Annotated in this window: 16 protein-coding genes; 6 read left to right on the top strand and 10 right to left on the bottom strand. The window is 30.9% G+C overall.

Features of this window, described 5'->3' with window-relative positions:
* Positions 1-53: 53 nt before the first annotated feature.
* Both ftsH and rsfS read right to left on the bottom strand, forming a co-directional pair.
* Positions 54-2,048 carry an ATP-dependent zinc metalloprotease FtsH gene (gene ftsH / locus KO500_RS00965; RefSeq protein ID WP_215954622.1) on the bottom strand — a complete coding sequence of 665 codons (1,995 nt, stop codon included), beginning with the start codon at positions 2,046-2,048 and terminating at the stop codon, positions 54-56.
* A 16-nt stretch (positions 2,049-2,064) separates the two neighbouring features.
* Entirely contained in the window at positions 2,065-2,436 is a 372-nt protein-coding gene (gene rsfS, locus KO500_RS00960; protein WP_215954621.1) for a ribosome silencing factor, read from the bottom strand.
* Between the two features lie 94 nt (positions 2,437-2,530).
* On the opposite strand from rsfS, the gene KO500_RS00955 reads away from it, so the two are divergent.
* Positions 2,531-3,262, top strand: coding sequence for a biotin--[acetyl-CoA-carboxylase] ligase (locus KO500_RS00955; protein ID WP_215954620.1), 732 nt, complete (start codon positions 2,531-2,533; stop codon positions 3,260-3,262).
* Between the two features lie 56 nt (positions 3,263-3,318).
* On the opposite strand, the gene KO500_RS00950 is transcribed toward KO500_RS00955, so the two are convergent.
* Together KO500_RS00950 and pyrE are read right to left on the bottom strand one after the other, a co-directional pair.
* Positions 3,319-3,711, bottom strand: a complete 393-nt coding sequence (locus KO500_RS00950) for an SRPBCC family protein (RefSeq protein WP_215954619.1) — start codon at positions 3,709-3,711, stop codon at positions 3,319-3,321.
* A gap of 10 nt (positions 3,712-3,721) precedes the next feature.
* Entirely contained in the window at positions 3,722-4,363 is a 642-nt protein-coding gene (gene pyrE, locus KO500_RS00945; RefSeq protein ID WP_215954618.1) for an orotate phosphoribosyltransferase, read from the bottom strand.
* A 7-nt stretch (positions 4,364-4,370) separates the two neighbouring features.
* On the opposite strand from pyrE, the gene KO500_RS00940 reads away from it, so the two are divergent.
* Entirely contained in the window at positions 4,371-4,958 is a 588-nt protein-coding gene (locus KO500_RS00940; RefSeq protein WP_215954617.1) for an NUDIX hydrolase, read from the top strand.
* On the opposite strand, the gene KO500_RS00935 is transcribed toward KO500_RS00940, so the two are convergent.
* From KO500_RS00935 to KO500_RS00915, 5 genes are all read right to left on the bottom strand, one after another.
* A complete protein-coding gene (locus tag KO500_RS00935) occupies positions 4,955-6,718 on the bottom strand; it encodes a M14 family metallopeptidase (RefSeq protein ID WP_215954616.1) in 1,764 nt (587 codons plus the stop codon). The two genes, KO500_RS00940 and KO500_RS00935, sit on opposite strands and share 4 nt — an antisense overlap.
* A gap of 112 nt (positions 6,719-6,830) precedes the next feature.
* A complete protein-coding gene (locus tag KO500_RS00930; protein ID WP_215954615.1) occupies positions 6,831-7,235 on the bottom strand; it encodes a response regulator in 405 nt (134 codons plus the stop codon).
* Positions 7,222-9,066, bottom strand: coding sequence for a PAS domain-containing sensor histidine kinase (locus tag KO500_RS00925; RefSeq protein ID WP_252732400.1), 1,845 nt, complete (start codon positions 9,064-9,066; stop codon positions 7,222-7,224). The genes KO500_RS00930 and KO500_RS00925 overlap by 14 nt, the downstream gene beginning before the upstream one ends.
* Before the next feature lie 171 nt (positions 9,067-9,237).
* Positions 9,238-9,693, bottom strand: a complete 456-nt coding sequence (gene coaD, locus KO500_RS00920) for a pantetheine-phosphate adenylyltransferase (protein ID WP_215954613.1) — start codon at positions 9,691-9,693, stop codon at positions 9,238-9,240.
* 24 nt (positions 9,694-9,717) lie between these two features.
* Positions 9,718-10,698: a D-alanine--D-alanine ligase gene (locus tag KO500_RS00915; protein ID WP_215954612.1), complete on the bottom strand. Its 981-nt coding sequence runs from the start codon at positions 10,696-10,698 to the stop codon at positions 9,718-9,720.
* A gap of 150 nt (positions 10,699-10,848) precedes the next feature.
* Here KO500_RS00915 and KO500_RS00910 point away from each other — a divergent pair, with 150 nt between their 5' ends.
* The 3 genes from KO500_RS00910 to yaaA all read left to right on the top strand — a co-directional run bounded on the left by KO500_RS00910 (position 10,849) and on the right by yaaA (position 13,326).
* A complete protein-coding gene (locus tag KO500_RS00910; protein ID WP_215954611.1) occupies positions 10,849-11,442 on the top strand; it encodes a PASTA domain-containing protein in 594 nt (197 codons plus the stop codon).
* 3 nt (positions 11,443-11,445) lie between these two features.
* A complete protein-coding gene (locus KO500_RS00905) occupies positions 11,446-12,477 on the top strand; it encodes an RluA family pseudouridine synthase (protein ID WP_215954610.1) in 1,032 nt (343 codons plus the stop codon).
* 87 nt (positions 12,478-12,564) lie between these two features.
* Positions 12,565-13,326: a peroxide stress protein YaaA gene (gene yaaA / locus KO500_RS00900; protein ID WP_215954609.1), complete on the top strand. Its 762-nt coding sequence runs from the start codon at positions 12,565-12,567 to the stop codon at positions 13,324-13,326.
* A gap of 50 nt (positions 13,327-13,376) precedes the next feature.
* On the opposite strand, the gene KO500_RS00895 is transcribed toward yaaA, so the two are convergent.
* Positions 13,377-13,505 (bottom strand): 30S ribosomal protein THX, encoded by a 129-nt coding sequence (locus tag KO500_RS00895; protein WP_215954608.1) that lies wholly within the window; start codon positions 13,503-13,505, stop codon positions 13,377-13,379.
* Positions 13,506-13,791: 286 nt separating this feature from the next.
* On the opposite strand from KO500_RS00895, the gene KO500_RS00890 reads away from it, so the two are divergent.
* The gene (locus KO500_RS00890) at positions 13,792-17,244 is read left to right on the top strand and encodes a pyruvate carboxylase (RefSeq protein WP_215954607.1); all 3,453 of its coding nucleotides are present in this window, start codon (positions 13,792-13,794) and stop codon (positions 17,242-17,244) included.
* Positions 17,245-17,284 lie beyond the last annotated feature (40 nt).

Below are 17,284 nucleotides of genomic sequence, written 5' to 3'. Positions count from 1 at the left end.
AATTACGCTTTCATTTAAAATAAACGAAAGCGTAATATGAATTATTGTAATTATTAAATATTCTCAGAACCTGATGTTGCATCAGTAGAAGAAATATTTTTTTCTTCTAATAATTTAGCTTCTTCAGCAAGATCTTTATCAAACATTCTTTTGCCAAATATCTTTTCTAAATCATCTTTAAAAATAACCTCTTTCTCTAATAGTCTTTCAGCTAATGTTGTAAGTTTATCTTTGTTATTTTCAAGAAGTTCAATAGCACGTTGGTATTGTTCTTCAATTAATATAGAAATTTCTTTGTCAATTGTTTGAGCAGTTTCTTCGCTATAAGGCTTAGAGAAACCGTATGAATCTTGACCTGAAGAATCGTAATAAGTAATGTTTCCTATTTTATCATTGAGTCCGTAAATGGTTACCATCGCTTTTGCTTGCTTAGTTACCTTTTCTAAATCACTTAATGCACCTGTAGAAATTTTATTAAAAATTACTTTTTCAGCGGCTCTACCACCTAATGTTGCACACATCTCGTCTTTCATTTGATCAGGACGAACAATTAATCTTTCTTCAGGTAAATACCATGCGGCACCTAATGATTGACCTCTTGGTACAATAGTAACTTTAACTAAAGGAGCGGCATGTTCTAGCATCCAACTAACAGTTGCATGACCAGCTTCGTGGAATGCAATTGTTTCTTTTTCACCTTTAGTGATAATTTTATTTTTCTTTTCAAGACCACCAACTATTCTATCAACAGCATCTAGGAAATCTTGTTTAGAAACAGCTTTTTTCTCTTTACGAGCAGCAATAAGTGCAGCTTCATTACAAACGTTTGCAATATCAGCGCCAGAGAAACCTGGAGTTTGTTTTGCTAAGAAATCTAAATCTAAAGTTTCAGAAGTCTTAATAGGCTTTAAATGAACTTCAAAAATTTCTTTTCGTTCTCTAATATCTGGTAAGTCAACATAAATCTGTCTATCAAAACGACCAGCTCTCATTAAGGCTTTATCCAATACATCAGCTCTGTTGGTTGCAGCTAATACAATTACATTAGTATTTGTGCCAAAACCATCCATTTCTGTTAATAATTGGTTTAATGTGTTTTCACGTTCATCATTAGAACCTGTCATGTTGTTTTTACCTCTAGCTCTACCAATAGCATCAATTTCATCAATAAATATAATGGCAGGAGATTTATCTTTCGCTTGCTTAAATAGGTCACGAACTCTTGATGCACCAACACCAACAAACATTTCAACAAAATCAGAACCTGAAAGAGAAAAGAAAGGAACTTTAGCTTCACCAGCAACGGCTTTAGCTAATAATGTTTTACCAGTACCAGGGGGTCCTACTAGTAAAGCTCCTTTAGGTATTTTACCACCTAATGATGTATATTTTTCTGGGTTTCTTAAAAACTCAACTATTTCTTCAACCTCTTCTTTTGCACCTTCTAAACCGGCAACATCTTTAAAAGAAGTTCTAGTGTCTGTTTTTTCATCAAATAATTTAGCTTTAGATTTTCCGATGTTGAAGATTTGACCTCCACCACCAGCGCCACCACCGCCAGACATTCTTCTCATTAAGTATATCCAAATACCAATAATTAAAACAAATGGTAAAACGCTTAATAAAATATCTCCGAAGATGTTAGACTCAGTTGTATAATCAACAACAGTGTCTAAATTATTTTCAGCGATTGTATTTTTAATATCATTTTCAAAATTTTGAGGATCACCATAATCTAAAACATATTGTGGTGATTCAGCAGTTGTTAAACCAAACGGTTTTGCTGAAACATCTTTATGATCATCTTTAGCTAATGCTTCTTTTGTTAAAAAAACTTTAGCTTGCCTCGTATTTGTAACAATTAATACTTTAGAAACATCACCGTTTCTTAAGTAATCTTGTAGATCAGATGTTGTGGTTTTATTTACACTTGCAATATTTGCACTGTTTAGTAATTGAAAACCGATTATTAGTACTGCTATAATACCATAAATCCACCAAGTATTAAACTTAGGTTTCTTTTGACCTGAATTATTCTCTTTTGCCATTCTTGTTTTTTTCTAATTATAAACTATTTTCAATTACAGTAACTTTTGCGTCACCCCACAGTCCTTCAATGTCGTAAAACTCTCTAACTTGTTTTTGAAAAACATGAACAACAACGTTAACATAATCCATCAAAATCCATTCAGAGTTATCTGAACCCTCTACATGCCAAGGTTTGTCTTGAATGTTTTTGCTAACTGTTTTTTGGATTGAACCAACAATTGCATTTACATGTGTGTTTGAAGTACCGTTACAGATAATGAAATAGTCGCAAACTGTATTTTCAATTTCTCTTAGGTCAAGTAAATTAATATTATTCCCTTTAACTTCTTCTATTCCTTCTAGAATAAAACTTATGAGTTCATCTACGCTAGTTTGCTTTTTTTGCATTCAAAAAATTTAATTTGCACAAAGTTATTATTTTTTTGTTTTTTTAACTATTGTTTTGTGTAATAAGATTTAAGTTTTACAGAATAGTTAACATATGCAAATAATCAAACTTAGTGCCATAGACTCAACAAACAGTTACTTGAAAAGTATGATGTTAGAGCGTAAGCTTACAGATTTTACTGTGGTTGTAGCTGAAAATCAGATTCAAGGACGTGGTCAAATGGGTACTACTTGGGTTTCCGAAGAAGGTAAAAATCTTACTTTCAGTACGTTGAAGAAAATAACAAATTTTAATATAGAAGATCAATTTTTATTAAACATTTGTGTTTCATTAGCTGTTTATGATACATTAAATAGCATGCAAATACCTGATTTAAAGGTTAAATGGCCTAACGACATTTTGTCAGGAAATAATAAAATATGTGGCGTATTAATAGAAAATATACTTTCTGGAAAAAAAATTCAATCTAGCATTATAGGTATTGGTTTAAATGTAAATCAATTATCTTTTAATAATTTACCTTATGTATCGTCTTTAAAATTGCTTACTGGGAAGCAGTTTGATTTAGATGAAGTTTTATTGAATTTGGTTAAGAATCTTAAAAAGAGTTTTTTGAAACTATCAGAAAATAAAGTAGAAGAATTAAAAGAGTTATATTTAAAAACGTTGTTTAGAAAGGATAAGCCATCAACTTTTAAATCAGAAAATGAACAAATGTTTACTGGTATTATAAGAGGAATATCAAAAGAAGGTAAATTGTTAGTTGAAATTGAAGACGAAATTATAATAGAGTTTGGGTTAAAAGAAGTAAAGTTATTATACTAAAAAAGTTTCTGATCTTTTAAAATCAGAAACTTTGAAATCTATTTTGTTAGTAAGGTTTAAACTTTTGCTAAATTATCAGATAAAGTACCCATAAAATTTGTGATAGGACTTTTAATCATCATTGCCATCATTGCATTAAATTCACCTTCAAAATTTAAAACAACTTCAGATTCATTTGCACTAATTTCATCAATATTGGCAGTAAGTGTAAATGGTAGTTTGTCGCTTGCAGCACCTAAAACAACTTTACTTGTTGGTGTTGATTCTTTTAATTGTAAGACTATTTCTGGCATCCCTTTTAAAGCAAAAAGGAATCGCTCTTCATTTAAAACTTCAAATTTACTAATGTTTTCAGGCATTAGGTGTTCAAAATTTTTAATGTCTAATAAAAAGTCGTAAACCTCTTTACTGCTTTTTTGTATTGTTTTTTTAGGAGTTTCTATATGCATAACATAAGTATTATTGTTTCCATTGTGATGGATTTTTTTTCCATTCTAACAATGTTTTAAATTGTTCTTCTTTAATATAGTTTGTTTCAGAAGCTCGCTCCACTAAGTTTTCATAATCACTTAATGTATGAAGCTCAATGTTATTTTCTTTAAAGTTTTCTGTAGCAACATCAAAACCATAAGTAAAAATAGCTACCATGCCTTTAATTTTTGCACCAGAAGCTTCTAATGCTTTTACAGCATTAAGACTACTTTTTCCTGTACTTATTAAATCTTCAATAACAACTACGGTTTGGCCATCCTCTAAAGTTCCTTCAATTTGATTTTGTCTTCCATGAGATTTTGCTTCTGGACGAACGTAGATAAAAGGCAAGCCTAAATAATCTGCAACTAACATACCAATACCAATTGCTCCAGTAGCGACGCCTGCAATAACGTCTGGTTTGCCATAAAGCTCTTCAACTTGCTTCGCTATTTCTTCACGAACATAGTTTCTAATTGGTGGATACGATAAAATTATTCGATTATCACAATATATTGGAGATTTCCAACCTGATGCCCATGAAAAAGGATTTTCAGGATTCAACTTTATTGCATTAATTTGCAATAGAAGTTCTGCTGTTTTTTTAGCGGTGTCTTTGTTTAAAACCATAATGCAAATGTATAAAGTTTTTGTGAATGAGGCTCAGTTGATTTTAACAAATAAACTGTCGGATATTGCTAATAATAAATATTTTTCATTGAATGAAAAATCAATTAATGATGCAATAGTTTTACTTTCTGCGAATAAAAAGGGTGTTGCCTACATTTATCACCCGAATGGTGAAGAGATTTTAAATAAATTCACTAAAAAAATTCCTTTAGTAGTTGCAGCAGGAGGTGTTGTAACAAATAAAGAAGGTAAAGTACTTTTTATTTATAGAAATGATAAGTGGGATCTGCCTAAGGGTAAGTTAGATAAAGGAGAAACTATCGAACATTGTGCGATTAGAGAGGTTGAAGAGGAAACAGGTGTAAAAGGTCTTAAAATAGAGAACTTTTTAAAAACTACCTATCACGTTTTTAAACGTAACGGTGTTTATAAACTTAAAGAAGTACATTGGTATGCAATGAAAACTTCTTATACAGGGGAATTAGTTGGTCAAATTAATGAAGGTATTGAAAAAGTTAAATGGAAAGGGCCTAACAAAATTGCCAAAGCTTTAAAAAACTCTTACACTAATATTAAAATTTTGTTTGACGATTAGTCTACCTCCAATTTAAAATCTTTCAAGACTCTATAAACAGGATATTGCAAATGTGCTGGTTCATAATATTCAGAATGTTGAAATATATATTCTAATTGCGCATAGTAATCATTTGCAAATTTTTCATCTGTCAATTTTTTGTACTGAAAAGCATCACTTAAAAGACTATTCTCTTTTAATACTTCAATAGCAACATCTTCAAAAACATATGGAGAAAAGCCTTCTTTTTGTTGTAAAATAGTATCGAAAAAATTCCAGTTAAAAAATGAATCTACCGCTTCAGGTTCTAAAGTTTCAAGAATATATCTAATGCCTGATTGCCTTGTAGGGATGTAAATATCTCCTTGTTTAAATTGTACATTTTTAACAGTACTCGTTACTGTTGTGTTTTGATGTAAATAATGACCTTCATAACTACCTTTTTTAGTGTCGTAATCTTTAATTTTATATGATTCTACTTCTATAAGCGTATCTTTTTTAAGGCTAGTAAATTCAATGAAATTTTTACGCAATAAGTTAATTACTTTGTAATTGCTTTTTTTAATGATATAAGCATCTGGTATTTTAATAGTTTTCTTAGGTTTAAAATAATTCTGATACGTGACGGGTTTTGTAAAAGGTCTACTTTTATCATATTTAAGTCTTGGTAAGCCAGTAACTTCACTAATTAATGTGTCAGCTTCAAAACCTTTAAAGTTTAAAGTAGTGGTTTGCGTAGTGTCAATTTTCCATTGTATATGATAGTCCTCTAAAACCATTAATTCTTCCAGTGATTTCTCTCTCAGTTCTTTTATTTTTAGGCCTTCATTTTCAGTAATAGAAATCATCTTAACCATTAACTCATAGGTGCCTTCAACTCTAGTTTTATAAGGTTTAAGCATATGAGTTTCAACCATCATACCTAATGTATTCCATAGTGTAGTATACCCTGAAGAATATCTTGGAGAATCCATAAATTGAGAAAATCCGCTCTCAGGTACTCTATTAAAAACATTTACGTAAGGAGTAATATCCCAATTGTCTTTTGCTAAATCTTCTTCAAGTTTAGGCATTAATTCTGTATTCAAATAATTGCCCAATTCAAAACCTAATTTGTTGTGTTGTGTAAATAAATGTGTAAGTGTATATTGGTAATCGGCACCGTTACTTACGTGATTATCAATAAAAATATCGGGTTTTACCAAATGAAAAATTGAAGCAAAAGTTTTTGAGTTTTTAGTGTCTGATTTTATGAAGTCGCGATTTAAGTCGTAATTGTTTGCATTACCTCTAAAACCGTATTCTTTTGGTCCGTTTTGGTTGGCTCGGGTGGTTGAATTTCTGTTTAAAGAGCCACCAATATTATAAATAGGTATGGTTGCAATAACAGTATTTTCTGGAGAATTATTTTTTTCAGTTGCTAAATCTCTAAATAATAGCATAGTAGCATCAATACCATCACTTTCACCTGGGTGAATACCATTATTAATTAGAATAGTAGTTTTAGAATCTTGAATTTTTTTAAAATTAAAGTCGCCATCTAAATTGTAAGTCACAAGGTGTAACGGGAAGCCACTATCTGTATCTCCAATGGTTTGAATATTTATTTCAGGATATTCTTTGGCTAATTTTATGTAAAAATCTATTGTTTCTTGGTATGTAGCAGTCTCTGTACCGTTAGAATTTTCAAAATGAGTTTTCAGAATTGAAGTTTCACTTTCAGTTTGAGATTCACAACCAAATAATAAGAAAGTGAAGAGAATTGCATATAGAAATTTCATTTTTTCGGAAGTTTATTAAGCAGATTGCATTAAGAATAAACCATCAGCTAATCTGTCTTATTATATTTTGGTAATTGTTTGGACTTCAAAAATAATCAAATAAGGGTTTTAATTATAAAGGGGTTGTCATTATTTTCATTTCCTCAACATTTAGTGGTTTTGTATTGTATGAAAGGCAATGGTGAGTGCGACATTTGTATAATTCGGACTTATCTCTATCTTCTTTGTTAATTGAAGAGGTTACTATATTTATTTTTATAATCTTTTCAATCGGTAATGCTATAAATTCTTCTAAAAACTCCCAACCGTCCATAATAGGCATGTTCAAATCTAGGAATATAATGTCAGGTAATGTTTCATTATTAGCAATGATGTCTCTTAATTTATTTAATGCTAATTTTCCATTGTTGTAGGTTTTTATGTCGTTGCACTCAGCAACGGTAGTAATTAGTTTCCTAATTCCGAACACAGTGATTGTATCATCATCTATGATATTTATGGCGTTAATTATTCTCATTAAAATATATTTTAAAAGTAGTTCCTACGTTTTCTTCACTGGTTACTTCAAATTTGCCATTCATAGCTTCAATTTGATTTTTTGAAATGTATAGGCCTGCTCCATTAGAATTAGGTACTTGGTGAAAGGTTTTGTACATACCAAAAAACTTGTCTTTGTTTTTTATCAAGTCGATTCCTAAACCATAATCTTTAATTGTTATTACTGTGTAATGGTTTGTTTTTTCAGCATATAACTCTATAATATTTTCTTTGTCGGTTTTTGAAAATTTTATAGCATTTGAGAGTACGTTTAGCAAAATGTTTTCTACATATTCAGGTGTTCCATTTATTGTGGTGCAATTAGGAATATGATTTTTAATTAATGCTTTTTTTGTTTTAATTAATGAACTAAGTTTTGTTTGAATAGTGTTTAACTCACTATTAATATTTATCTTTTTATTAGTTAAACTTATGTTGGTATTAATTTCAACAACGTTATTTAAGTCATCTAAAGTTTCTAATAAATTGTCAGAAGCAGTCATTAACATATCAATTAAGTTTGCTTTTTCGGTTTCATTTTTTTCTCTAATCAAAAATCCTAATAGCATAGAGAAATTTGCAGTGTGAGATCTTAAGTTATGAGAAATAATATGAGCGAAATTTACAAGCTTCTTATTTTGTAATGATGATATTTCGAAGAGCTTTTTTAACTCACTTTCTTTTTCTTTGAGATTGGTTATGTCTAAGCTAAACCCTATAATTGATGTTACTTCTTTATGTTCGTTTATTAATGGAATTTTGGAACTTAAAAAATGTGTTACTGTTCCATCTTTTTTTACATTTCTATTTTCAATTCCTAAAACTGGTTCTTTAGTGTTAATTACTTTAAGGTCTTGATTCCTATGTATTTGTGCGATTTCGGGGGGGAATAAATCAAAATCATTTTTACCAATTATTTGTTGCATTGGAAGACCTATAAAATCAGCTTCAGATTTATTAATTAAAGTTTTTCTAGATTCTAAATCCTTAATATATACGTTTAAGGGTAAGCTATCTATTAATGTTCTTAACAGTTGTTCGCTTTCTTTAGTTTTTTGCGGGATCAAAACTTCTTCAGTAATATCTTGAAAAGAACCCATTATGCCAACAAATTTGTTGTTTTCAAAAAAAGGAGTGCCTGCTACTCTTACCCACAAACTATTACCTTTTGCGGTTATTAGTTGTAATTTTTCTTCATAAGCAATCCCATTTTTGATAACATTATCAAAACATTTTAGAATTTTATCTCTGCAAGGCCCTTTTTTATAGAAACTTATAGCAGTATCAACATTTGGTATATAATCTTCAGAAACTTCATGAATTAACTTAGTTATATTAGACCATGTTAGTTCGTCTGTGGTTGCATTATATTCCCAGCTTCCAATTTTTGCTGTTTGTGATTTAACTTCAACTAAAGTTTCAAGTTTTTTAAATTTTTGATAATACTCAGTTTTTTTTGTGACATCCTCTAATTGTATTATAGATCCTACTACGTCATTGTATTCATTTAACCATGAGGTTATTTCCCATTCTACCCAGTTAAGTTCATTATTGCTGTTAAAATATTTGCTTGTTTTTGGAAAGTTTTCAAAGCCTTTCTGTGTGTTATCAAAGTCTTTCTTCCATTTTTTGCTCAAGTGTGGGAATAATTTTAAAATACTAGAAGAATTTTGAATTTTCTCCTCGCATTCAAATTTTAATAATAAGCTATCTGAGACATAAACAATATCTAAGTTTAAGTCAACAAAAGCAGTAGCTTTCGGAAGCTGCTTTATTAAGTTTTTGGTTTTATTTTCGGTTTTTCGTCGCAACAATTGTAGTTGATTTCTTACTAAAGTAGTGTGTAGCTATGAAGAAATTCAGGCTTTGTTGTGAATAAGGTTAAAATAGTTGTGTTAGCAACGGTTTTTGTTATTTGTAGGAATAAATTTGTAAGAATTAATGTTTTGAGTGCTATTAATAATGACTTTCGAATAAATGTTTTAAAGTATACGAACAGATTCAGGAACCAAGCCACTCACGTCACCACCATTTTTTATAACATCTCTAACAATTGATGAGCTTATATATGATTTTCCAGAAGAAGTTAATAAGAATACAGTTTCTATTTCTGATAATTTTCTATTAGTGTGTGCGATTGCTTTTTCAAACTCAAAATCTGCAGGATTTCTCAAGCCTCTTAAAATAAAATTAGCGTTTACTTTTTTACAGAAATCTACAGTTAAACCTTCATAAGTTAAAACCTTTATTTTAGGTTCATCAATAAATGCCTCCTTTATAAACTGCTTTCGGTCTTCTAGTGAGAACATGTATTTTTTGTCTGAATTTACACCTATAGCAATAATTAATTCGTCAAAAAGTGTTATACCTCTATTGATAATGTCATAATGACCTAAAGTAACTGGGTCAAATGAACCTGGAAAAATAGCGCGTCTCATAGTTAAAATTTAGAGTAAATATACTTAATTGTTCTTTATTGCTTCAGTTATTGCATTTTCGAAAAGCTCAGAGAGTGATATGCCAGCAATTTTTGCTTGTTGTGGTAAAATACTTTCTTCTGTCAAACCAGGAGTTGTATTCATTTCTAACATAAAAGGCTCATCACCAATAAAAATGAATTCACTTCGAGAAAAGCCTTTCATTTTTAAAACATTATAAGCTCTTTTGGCTAGCTCAGTTACATTTTGTTCTTGAATTTTTGAAATTCTAGCAGGTGTTATTTCTTCAGATTTTCCATTGTATTTGGCTTCGTAGTCAAAAAAATCATTTTCAGAAACAATTTCAGTAATTGGTAGAACGATAACGTCTCCTTTGTAGGTTATTACGCCTACAGATACTTCAGTACCATCTAAAAAACCTTCAATAATTATTTCATCATCTTCTTTGTAAGCCACGTCAATAGCAGTGGCTAAATCTTCTTTTTTATGCACTTTTGAAATTCCGAAACTACTACCTGCTTTATTTGCTTTTACAAAACAAGGCAAGCCTACGGTTTCAATAATTTCATCTTCATTAACGGTATCTCCTAAATTTAAGTAATATGAAGGAGCCGATTTAATTCCGTAAGGTTTTAAAATACTTAATAAGTCTCTCTTATTAAAAGTAATTGCAGCTTGGTAAGCTCCACATGACGTTTGTGGGATATTTAATAATTCAAAATACGACTGTATTAAGCCATCTTCACCTGGTGTACCATGTATCGCATTAAAAACACAGTCAAATGTTAATTTCTCATTTGCTATAACAATTGAGAAATCATTTTTATTTACAATTATTTCTTTGTCATCTTCAGTTATACAAAGCCATTTATCCTTAAAAATATGAATGCGATATGTATTGTATTTTTCTTTGTCAATAAACTTATAAACAACACTCCCACTTATTAGTGATATTTTGTATTCACTGGAGTAACCTCCCATTATAATTGCAATATTCTTTTTCATATGCAGTAAAACTATATGACGTAAATAATTTATTAATATGATATCAAAGTAAAGAAATCAAGTTGAGAATTAATGCAAAAGAATAATTATTTTCATTGCAATCATTTCTAATTTGGCATTTCTTATATTTGCCAGATAAGATAATACACGATGAAAAATTTTTTAAACTTTCTAAAAAGTAAAGTTTTCTTTATTCAAATAGGCATTGCATTAGCCGTTATACTGGTATTTGTATTTGTTGTTTTAAGGTGGTTGAATAGTTCAACAAACCATGGTGAATTTGTTGTAGTGCCAGATTTAGCAAAATTAACAGTAACAGAAATGCGTGATGTTGTTGATGAGGCTAGTTTAAGGTATGAAGTATTAGATTCTGCAAATTATAACCCTGATTATCCTAGGTTTTCAGTTATTGAACAAAACCCTCCAGCAGGCAATAAGGTAAAAGAAAATAGAAAAGTTTATGTAACCGTTAATCCATCAGGTTATAAGAAGGTGTCTGTACCTAAAATAATTCAAGTAACACGAAGAAATGCAACGGCTAAATTAAGGGCAATTGGTTTAGATGTGCAACGTGTGACATATATTGATGAGTTTGGTAAAGATATGGTGTACCGTATTAAATACAAAGGTAAATATATTGAAGAAGGGTATAAGTTGCCTAAAACTTCAAAAATAGAATTGATTTGCGGTAATGGAAATGAAAGTGAATCAAATCAAGTAAAATCGGAGTCAGAAGACGAATAGTATATGGTAGAAGAAATGGGTCCGGATTTAGAAAAAGATGATCTTTTTGAGCATCATAAAGTTGTTGCCTCAAAAGGGCAAGAACCATTGCGTGTAGATAAGTTTTTAATGAATTTTATTGAAAATGCAGTTCGAAATAAAATACAGAAAGCAGCCAAAGAAGGTCATATTTGGGTGAATAATGTTGCGGTAAAGCAAAATTATAAAGTAAAAGCAGGTGATGAGGTAAGTGTGTTGTTTGAGTACCCGCCACATGAAGATTTACTAGTTCCGGAAGATATTCCGATTGACATTGTTTATGAAGATGATGCTTTGTTGGTGGTTAATAAAGTGGCAGGAATGGTAGTGCATCCTGGACATGGAAATTATACAGGTACATTGATAAATGCCGTTTTATTTCACATAAAAGATTTACCGGTTAATAGAAATGAACGTCCTGGTTTAGTTCATAGAATTGATAAAGATACCTCAGGTTTATTAGTGATAGCGAAGACTGATGAAGCGATGACTCATTTATCAAAACAATTTTTTGATAAAACTAGTGAACGTGAATACCTAGCACTTGTTTGGGGTAATGTAAAAGAAGATAGTGGTACCGTTGAAGGTCATGTGGGTAGGCATCCTTCAAACAGGTTGCAAATGACGGTTTTTCCTGATGGTGAAAGTGGAAAAGAAGCTGTAACGCACTATAAGGTTATTGAGCGGTTAGGTTATGTAACTTTAATTTCTTGTAAGCTAGAAACTGGTCGTACACACCAAATTCGTGTTCACATGAAACATATTGGTCATACCTTATTTAATGATGCACGTTATGGTGGTGAGCGTATTTTAAAGGGGACAACGTTTACAAAGTACAAACAGTTTGTAGAAAATGCATTTAAATTATTGCCAAGGCAAGCGTTACATGCAAAAACATTAGGTTTTGTTCATCCTGTAACGAAGGAGTTTATGAGTTTTGATTCTGAAGTTCCTGATGATATGGCTTCGTGTATAGAAAAATGGAGACAGTACTCTAAAAATAGTACTAATGAATAGATTTTAATAATACAACTATCAAAAAAACGTTTTCAATTTGATTTATAACCCTTATATTCTTTAGTATTTTTACAAAAAAGTAGAATTATGAAAATTGTTATTTCACCAGCAAAATCGCTTGATTTTGAAAGCGAATTACCAACAAATAAATATACGGAACCAAGTTTTATTCCTCAAGCAGAAAAATTAAACAAGGTTTTAAAAAAGTTGAAGCCTAAAGACTTGTCTGATTTAATGAAAATCTCCGATAATTTGGCACAATTAAACTGGCAACGCAATCAAGATTTTTCTGTTCCGTTTACTACGGAAAATGCACGACAGGCAGTATATGCATTTAACGGAGATGTGTATCAAGGTTTAGATGCATATTCAATTCCTGAAAATAAATTAGATAAGTTGCAAGATTCGTTGCGAATCTTGTCTGGATTATACGGTGCTTTAAAACCATTAGATTTAATGCAACCCTATCGTTTAGAAATGGGGACGCAATTAAAAGTAGGTAAGAATAAAAACTTACATGAATTCTGGAAAAAAGATTTAACCGCGTATTTAAATGAAGAGTTGAAAGATGATGAGTTATTTGTAAACTTAGCAAGCAATGAATATTTTGGTTCTGTTGATGCTAAAAGTTTAAACGTGCCAGTAATTACGCCTGTTTTTAAAGACTGGAAAAATGATAACTTAAAAGTTATTAGTTTTTACGCTAAAAAAGCTAGAGGAAGTATGGTTCGCTATATTATTGATAACGACATAAATACTCTTAATGATTTAAAACAATTTGATTTAGATGGTTATATGTTTAGTCAAGAGCATACTTTAAAAGAAAATCAACCTACATTTATTAGGTAGTTTAAATTTTACGCTGTTAAAAAAAAGGAGAAGTGATTTTTAATTAAAAATCACTTCTTCTTTTTTATGCTTATTTTCTCTTCAACAGTAGGTCTTCTTTTTATTTTTCTAGGTCGTTTAGCTCCAAAAGAACCACTGAATATTTTTCCTTTTTTAGATTTTTTATCTCCTTTTCCCATTTTAGTAGTGTTTTTTATAAAACTAGAATAAATAGGCGCCAATTACAATTATAAGCTCTTAGACTTATGTTAAAACTAATTAGGCTTCTTTAAATTAAAAGTAAAAAGGTTAATTCTTTAAATTATTTGAGAAAGATGTTTTATAATGCTAACAAATTGTAACAAAATTGCTTGATTATATAGTTTTATATAATTGTTATGCATGGGCAAAAATTGTAATTTTGTTATCAGTGCCTAACTGGGTGCAAGGGTGATGCTTTATATTAATTTTACAGAAACACTTCAGATGAAAATAAAAAAGGTTTTAGTAGCAAATAGAGGGGAAATAGCCATTCGTATTTTTAGAGCTTGTGTTGAAATTGGAATTAAAACTGTGGGGATTTATACCTATGAAGATAGGTATTCCTTACATCGTTATAAAGCAGACGAATGTTATCAAATAGGGGAGGAGAATGAACCTTTAAAACCTTATTTAGATATTGATGCTATTATTAAAGTAGCAAAGGATAATGATATTGATGCCATACACCCCGGTTATGGTTTCTTATCTGAAAATGCCAGCTTTGCTCAAGCATGTGAGGATAATGATATAATTTTTATCGGCCCCAAAGTATCGGTGCTAAAAGCCTTGGGTGATAAGATTACGGCAAAGGAAGTTGCCGTAGCAAATAATATTCCGGTAATACAAAGTAGTGATAAAGATTTAGATGAGGTTGAAATAGCTTTAGCTGAAGCAAAACGTATTGGTTACCCTGTAATGCTAAAAGCTGCATCGGGTGGGGGTGGTCGAGGAATGCGTGTTATTAGAACGGAAGATGAACTTAGAAAAGGATTTCCTGAAGCACGTAGAGAATCGTTAAACGCGTTTGGTGATGATACTGTCTTTTTAGAAAAATTTGTTGAAAATCCTAAACATATTGAAATACAAATTGTTGCCGATTTACATGGTAATATAGTTCACCTTTTTGAACGTGATTGCTCAGTGCAACGTCGTTACCAAAAAGTAATTGAATTTGCACCTTCTTATGGTTTACCACAAGAAACTTTAGATAGCTTATATACGCATGCAATTAATATTTGTAAGGCCGTTAATTATAACAATATTGGTACTGTTGAGTTTTTAGTTGATGACGATGGTAGTATTTATTTTATTGAAGTAAACCCAAGAGTTCAAGTAGAGCATACGGTTACGGAAATGATTACAAATATCGATTTGATAAAAACGCAAATCTTTATTGCTGGTGGTTACAAATTATCAGATCAACAAATAAAAATAGAAAGTCAAGAAGCTGTAAAAATTACAGGTTATGCTTTACAGTGTAGAATTACTACAGAAGATCCTGCAAATGACTTTAAACCAGATTATGGTGTTGTTACCACCTACCGTAGTGCATCTGGTTTAGGTATCCGATTAGATGCGGGTAGTGTTTATCAAGGTGTGGTAATTTCGCCTTTCTTCGATTCTATGTTAGTAAAAGTTTCTGCAATTAGTAGAACTTTAGATGGCTCTTGTAGAAAAATGCGTAGAGCATTAGCAGAGTTCCGTATTCGTGGTGTGAAAACGAATATGGCTTTCTTAGATAATATTTTAAAACATCAGACTTTTAGAGATGGTGAAGTTACGGTGAACTTTATTAAAAACGAACCTGAACTTTTTGAGTTTGTTGAGCCTCGCGACCGTGCCAATAAATTAGTTCACTTCCTAGGTGATGTTATTGTTAATGGTAATCCTGATGTTAAAAAGAAAGATGATAACCATATATTTTCAAAACCTATAGTTCCATCATATCCAAAGTTTGATCCTTATCCAAAAGGAACAAAAGACCTGTTAACGGAATTAGGTCCTGAGAAATTTTCAGAGTGGTTAAAAAATGAAAAGAAAGTTCATTTTACCGATACTACTATGCGTGATGCACACCAAAGTTTGCTAGCAACACGTATGCGTACTATTGATATGTTGAAAGTAGCAGAAGGTTATGCTAAAAATCATCCTGAAATATTCAGCATGGAGGTTTGGGGTGGCGCTACTTTTGATGTTTGTTTGCGTTTTTTACAAGAAAATCCTTGGGAACGTTTGTCAAGCTTACGTAAAGCAATGCCAAATGTACTATTGCAAATGTTAATTAGAGGTTCAAACGGAGTAGGTTATACTGCTTACCCAGATAATTTAATTGAAAAGTTTGTAGAACAGTCTTGGGAAACTGGAGTTGATGTTTTTAGGATTTTCGATTCACTAAACTGGATGGAATCTATCGCACCATGTATTGAGCATGTTCGAACAAAAACAGGTGGTTTGGCAGAAGGTTCAATTTGTTACACTGGCGATATTTTAGATAAATCTAAAACTAAGTATGATATTAAATATTATGTTCAGTTAGCGAAAGATATTGAGAATGCTGGTGCTCATATTTTAGGTGTAAAAGATATGGCTGGTTTATTAAAGCCTTATGCAGCATATGAATTAATATCGGCATTAAAATCTGAAATTAATATTCCTATTCATTTACATACACATGATACATCATCTACACAAGCAGCAATGTATTTAAAAGCCGTTGAAGCGGGTGTTGATGTAGTTGATGTTGCTTTAGGTGGTTTATCAGGTTTAACATCGCAACCAAACTTTAATTCAGTTGTTGAAATGTTACGCTATACTGATAGAGCAAATAATTTAAATACTCAAAAATTAGCGGAATATTCAAATTACTGGGAAACAGTTCGTAATTATTATTACACTTTTGAATCAGGTTTAAAATCGGGTACAGGTGAGGTGTATAATCACGAAATTCCTGGTGGGCAATATTCAAATCTAAAAGGGCAAGCAATTGCTTTAGGTCTTGAAGATAAGTTCCCAGAAATTACTAAAATGTACGGTGAGGTAAATCAACTATTTGGTGATGTTATAAAAGTAACACCAAGTTCAAAAGTGGTTGGCGATATGGCGCAATATATGATTAGTAATAGTCTTACAATTGATGATGTGTTGACAAAAGGGAAAGATATTTCTTTTCCTGAATCAGTAAAAAGTTTCTTTAGAGGAGATTTAGGGCAACCAGTTGGTGGTTTTCCAACATTGATTCAGCAAATAATCTTAAAAGATGAAAAGCCTTATACAGAAAGGCCTAATGCTCATTTAGAATCAATAGATTTTGATAAAGAGTTCAAAGCTTTCAAAAGAAAGTTTAAAAAGGGAATGGGTAGAAAATTATTAATAACTGATTTTCTATCTTATAAATTATACCCAAAAGTGTTTACAGATGCTTACAACAAACATGTGAAGTATGGTAATGTAATGAACATTCCTACTAAAAATTTCTTTTATGGAATGGACATTGGAGAAGAGATTATGGTGGAGTTAGATCGCGGTAAAAATGTATTGATCTCTTTAATGTTAAAAGGAGAGCCAGACGAATCAGGTAATGTGAGTATTTATTTCAAAGTAAATGGTCAATTGCGAAATGTGATTGTTAAAGATACATCGGTTAAAGTAACTAAAGTTGAAAACGCAAAAGCAGATACAAGCAATGCAAAACAAGTAGGAGCGCCATTACAAGGCTTGCTTTCAAATGTATTGGTTAAAAAAGGACAAGAAGTAAAACGTAATCAGGCATTATTTGTAATTGAAGCCATGAAAATGGAAACAACTGTTACAGCAACAGAAGAAGGTGTTGTAGCATCAATCCAATTGCAAGGTGGTACATTGGTTAATGCTGATGATTTAGTATTAACATTAAAATAAAATTAATTGATTTAAAATATTCCCTTTGAATATTTTTGCT

The organism is Cellulophaga baltica (genome assembly GCF_018861125.1).
Lineage (GTDB): Bacteria > Bacteroidota > Bacteroidia > Flavobacteriales > Flavobacteriaceae > Cellulophaga > Cellulophaga baltica_A.
This window is presented reverse-complemented; position numbering and strand designations above follow the sequence as displayed.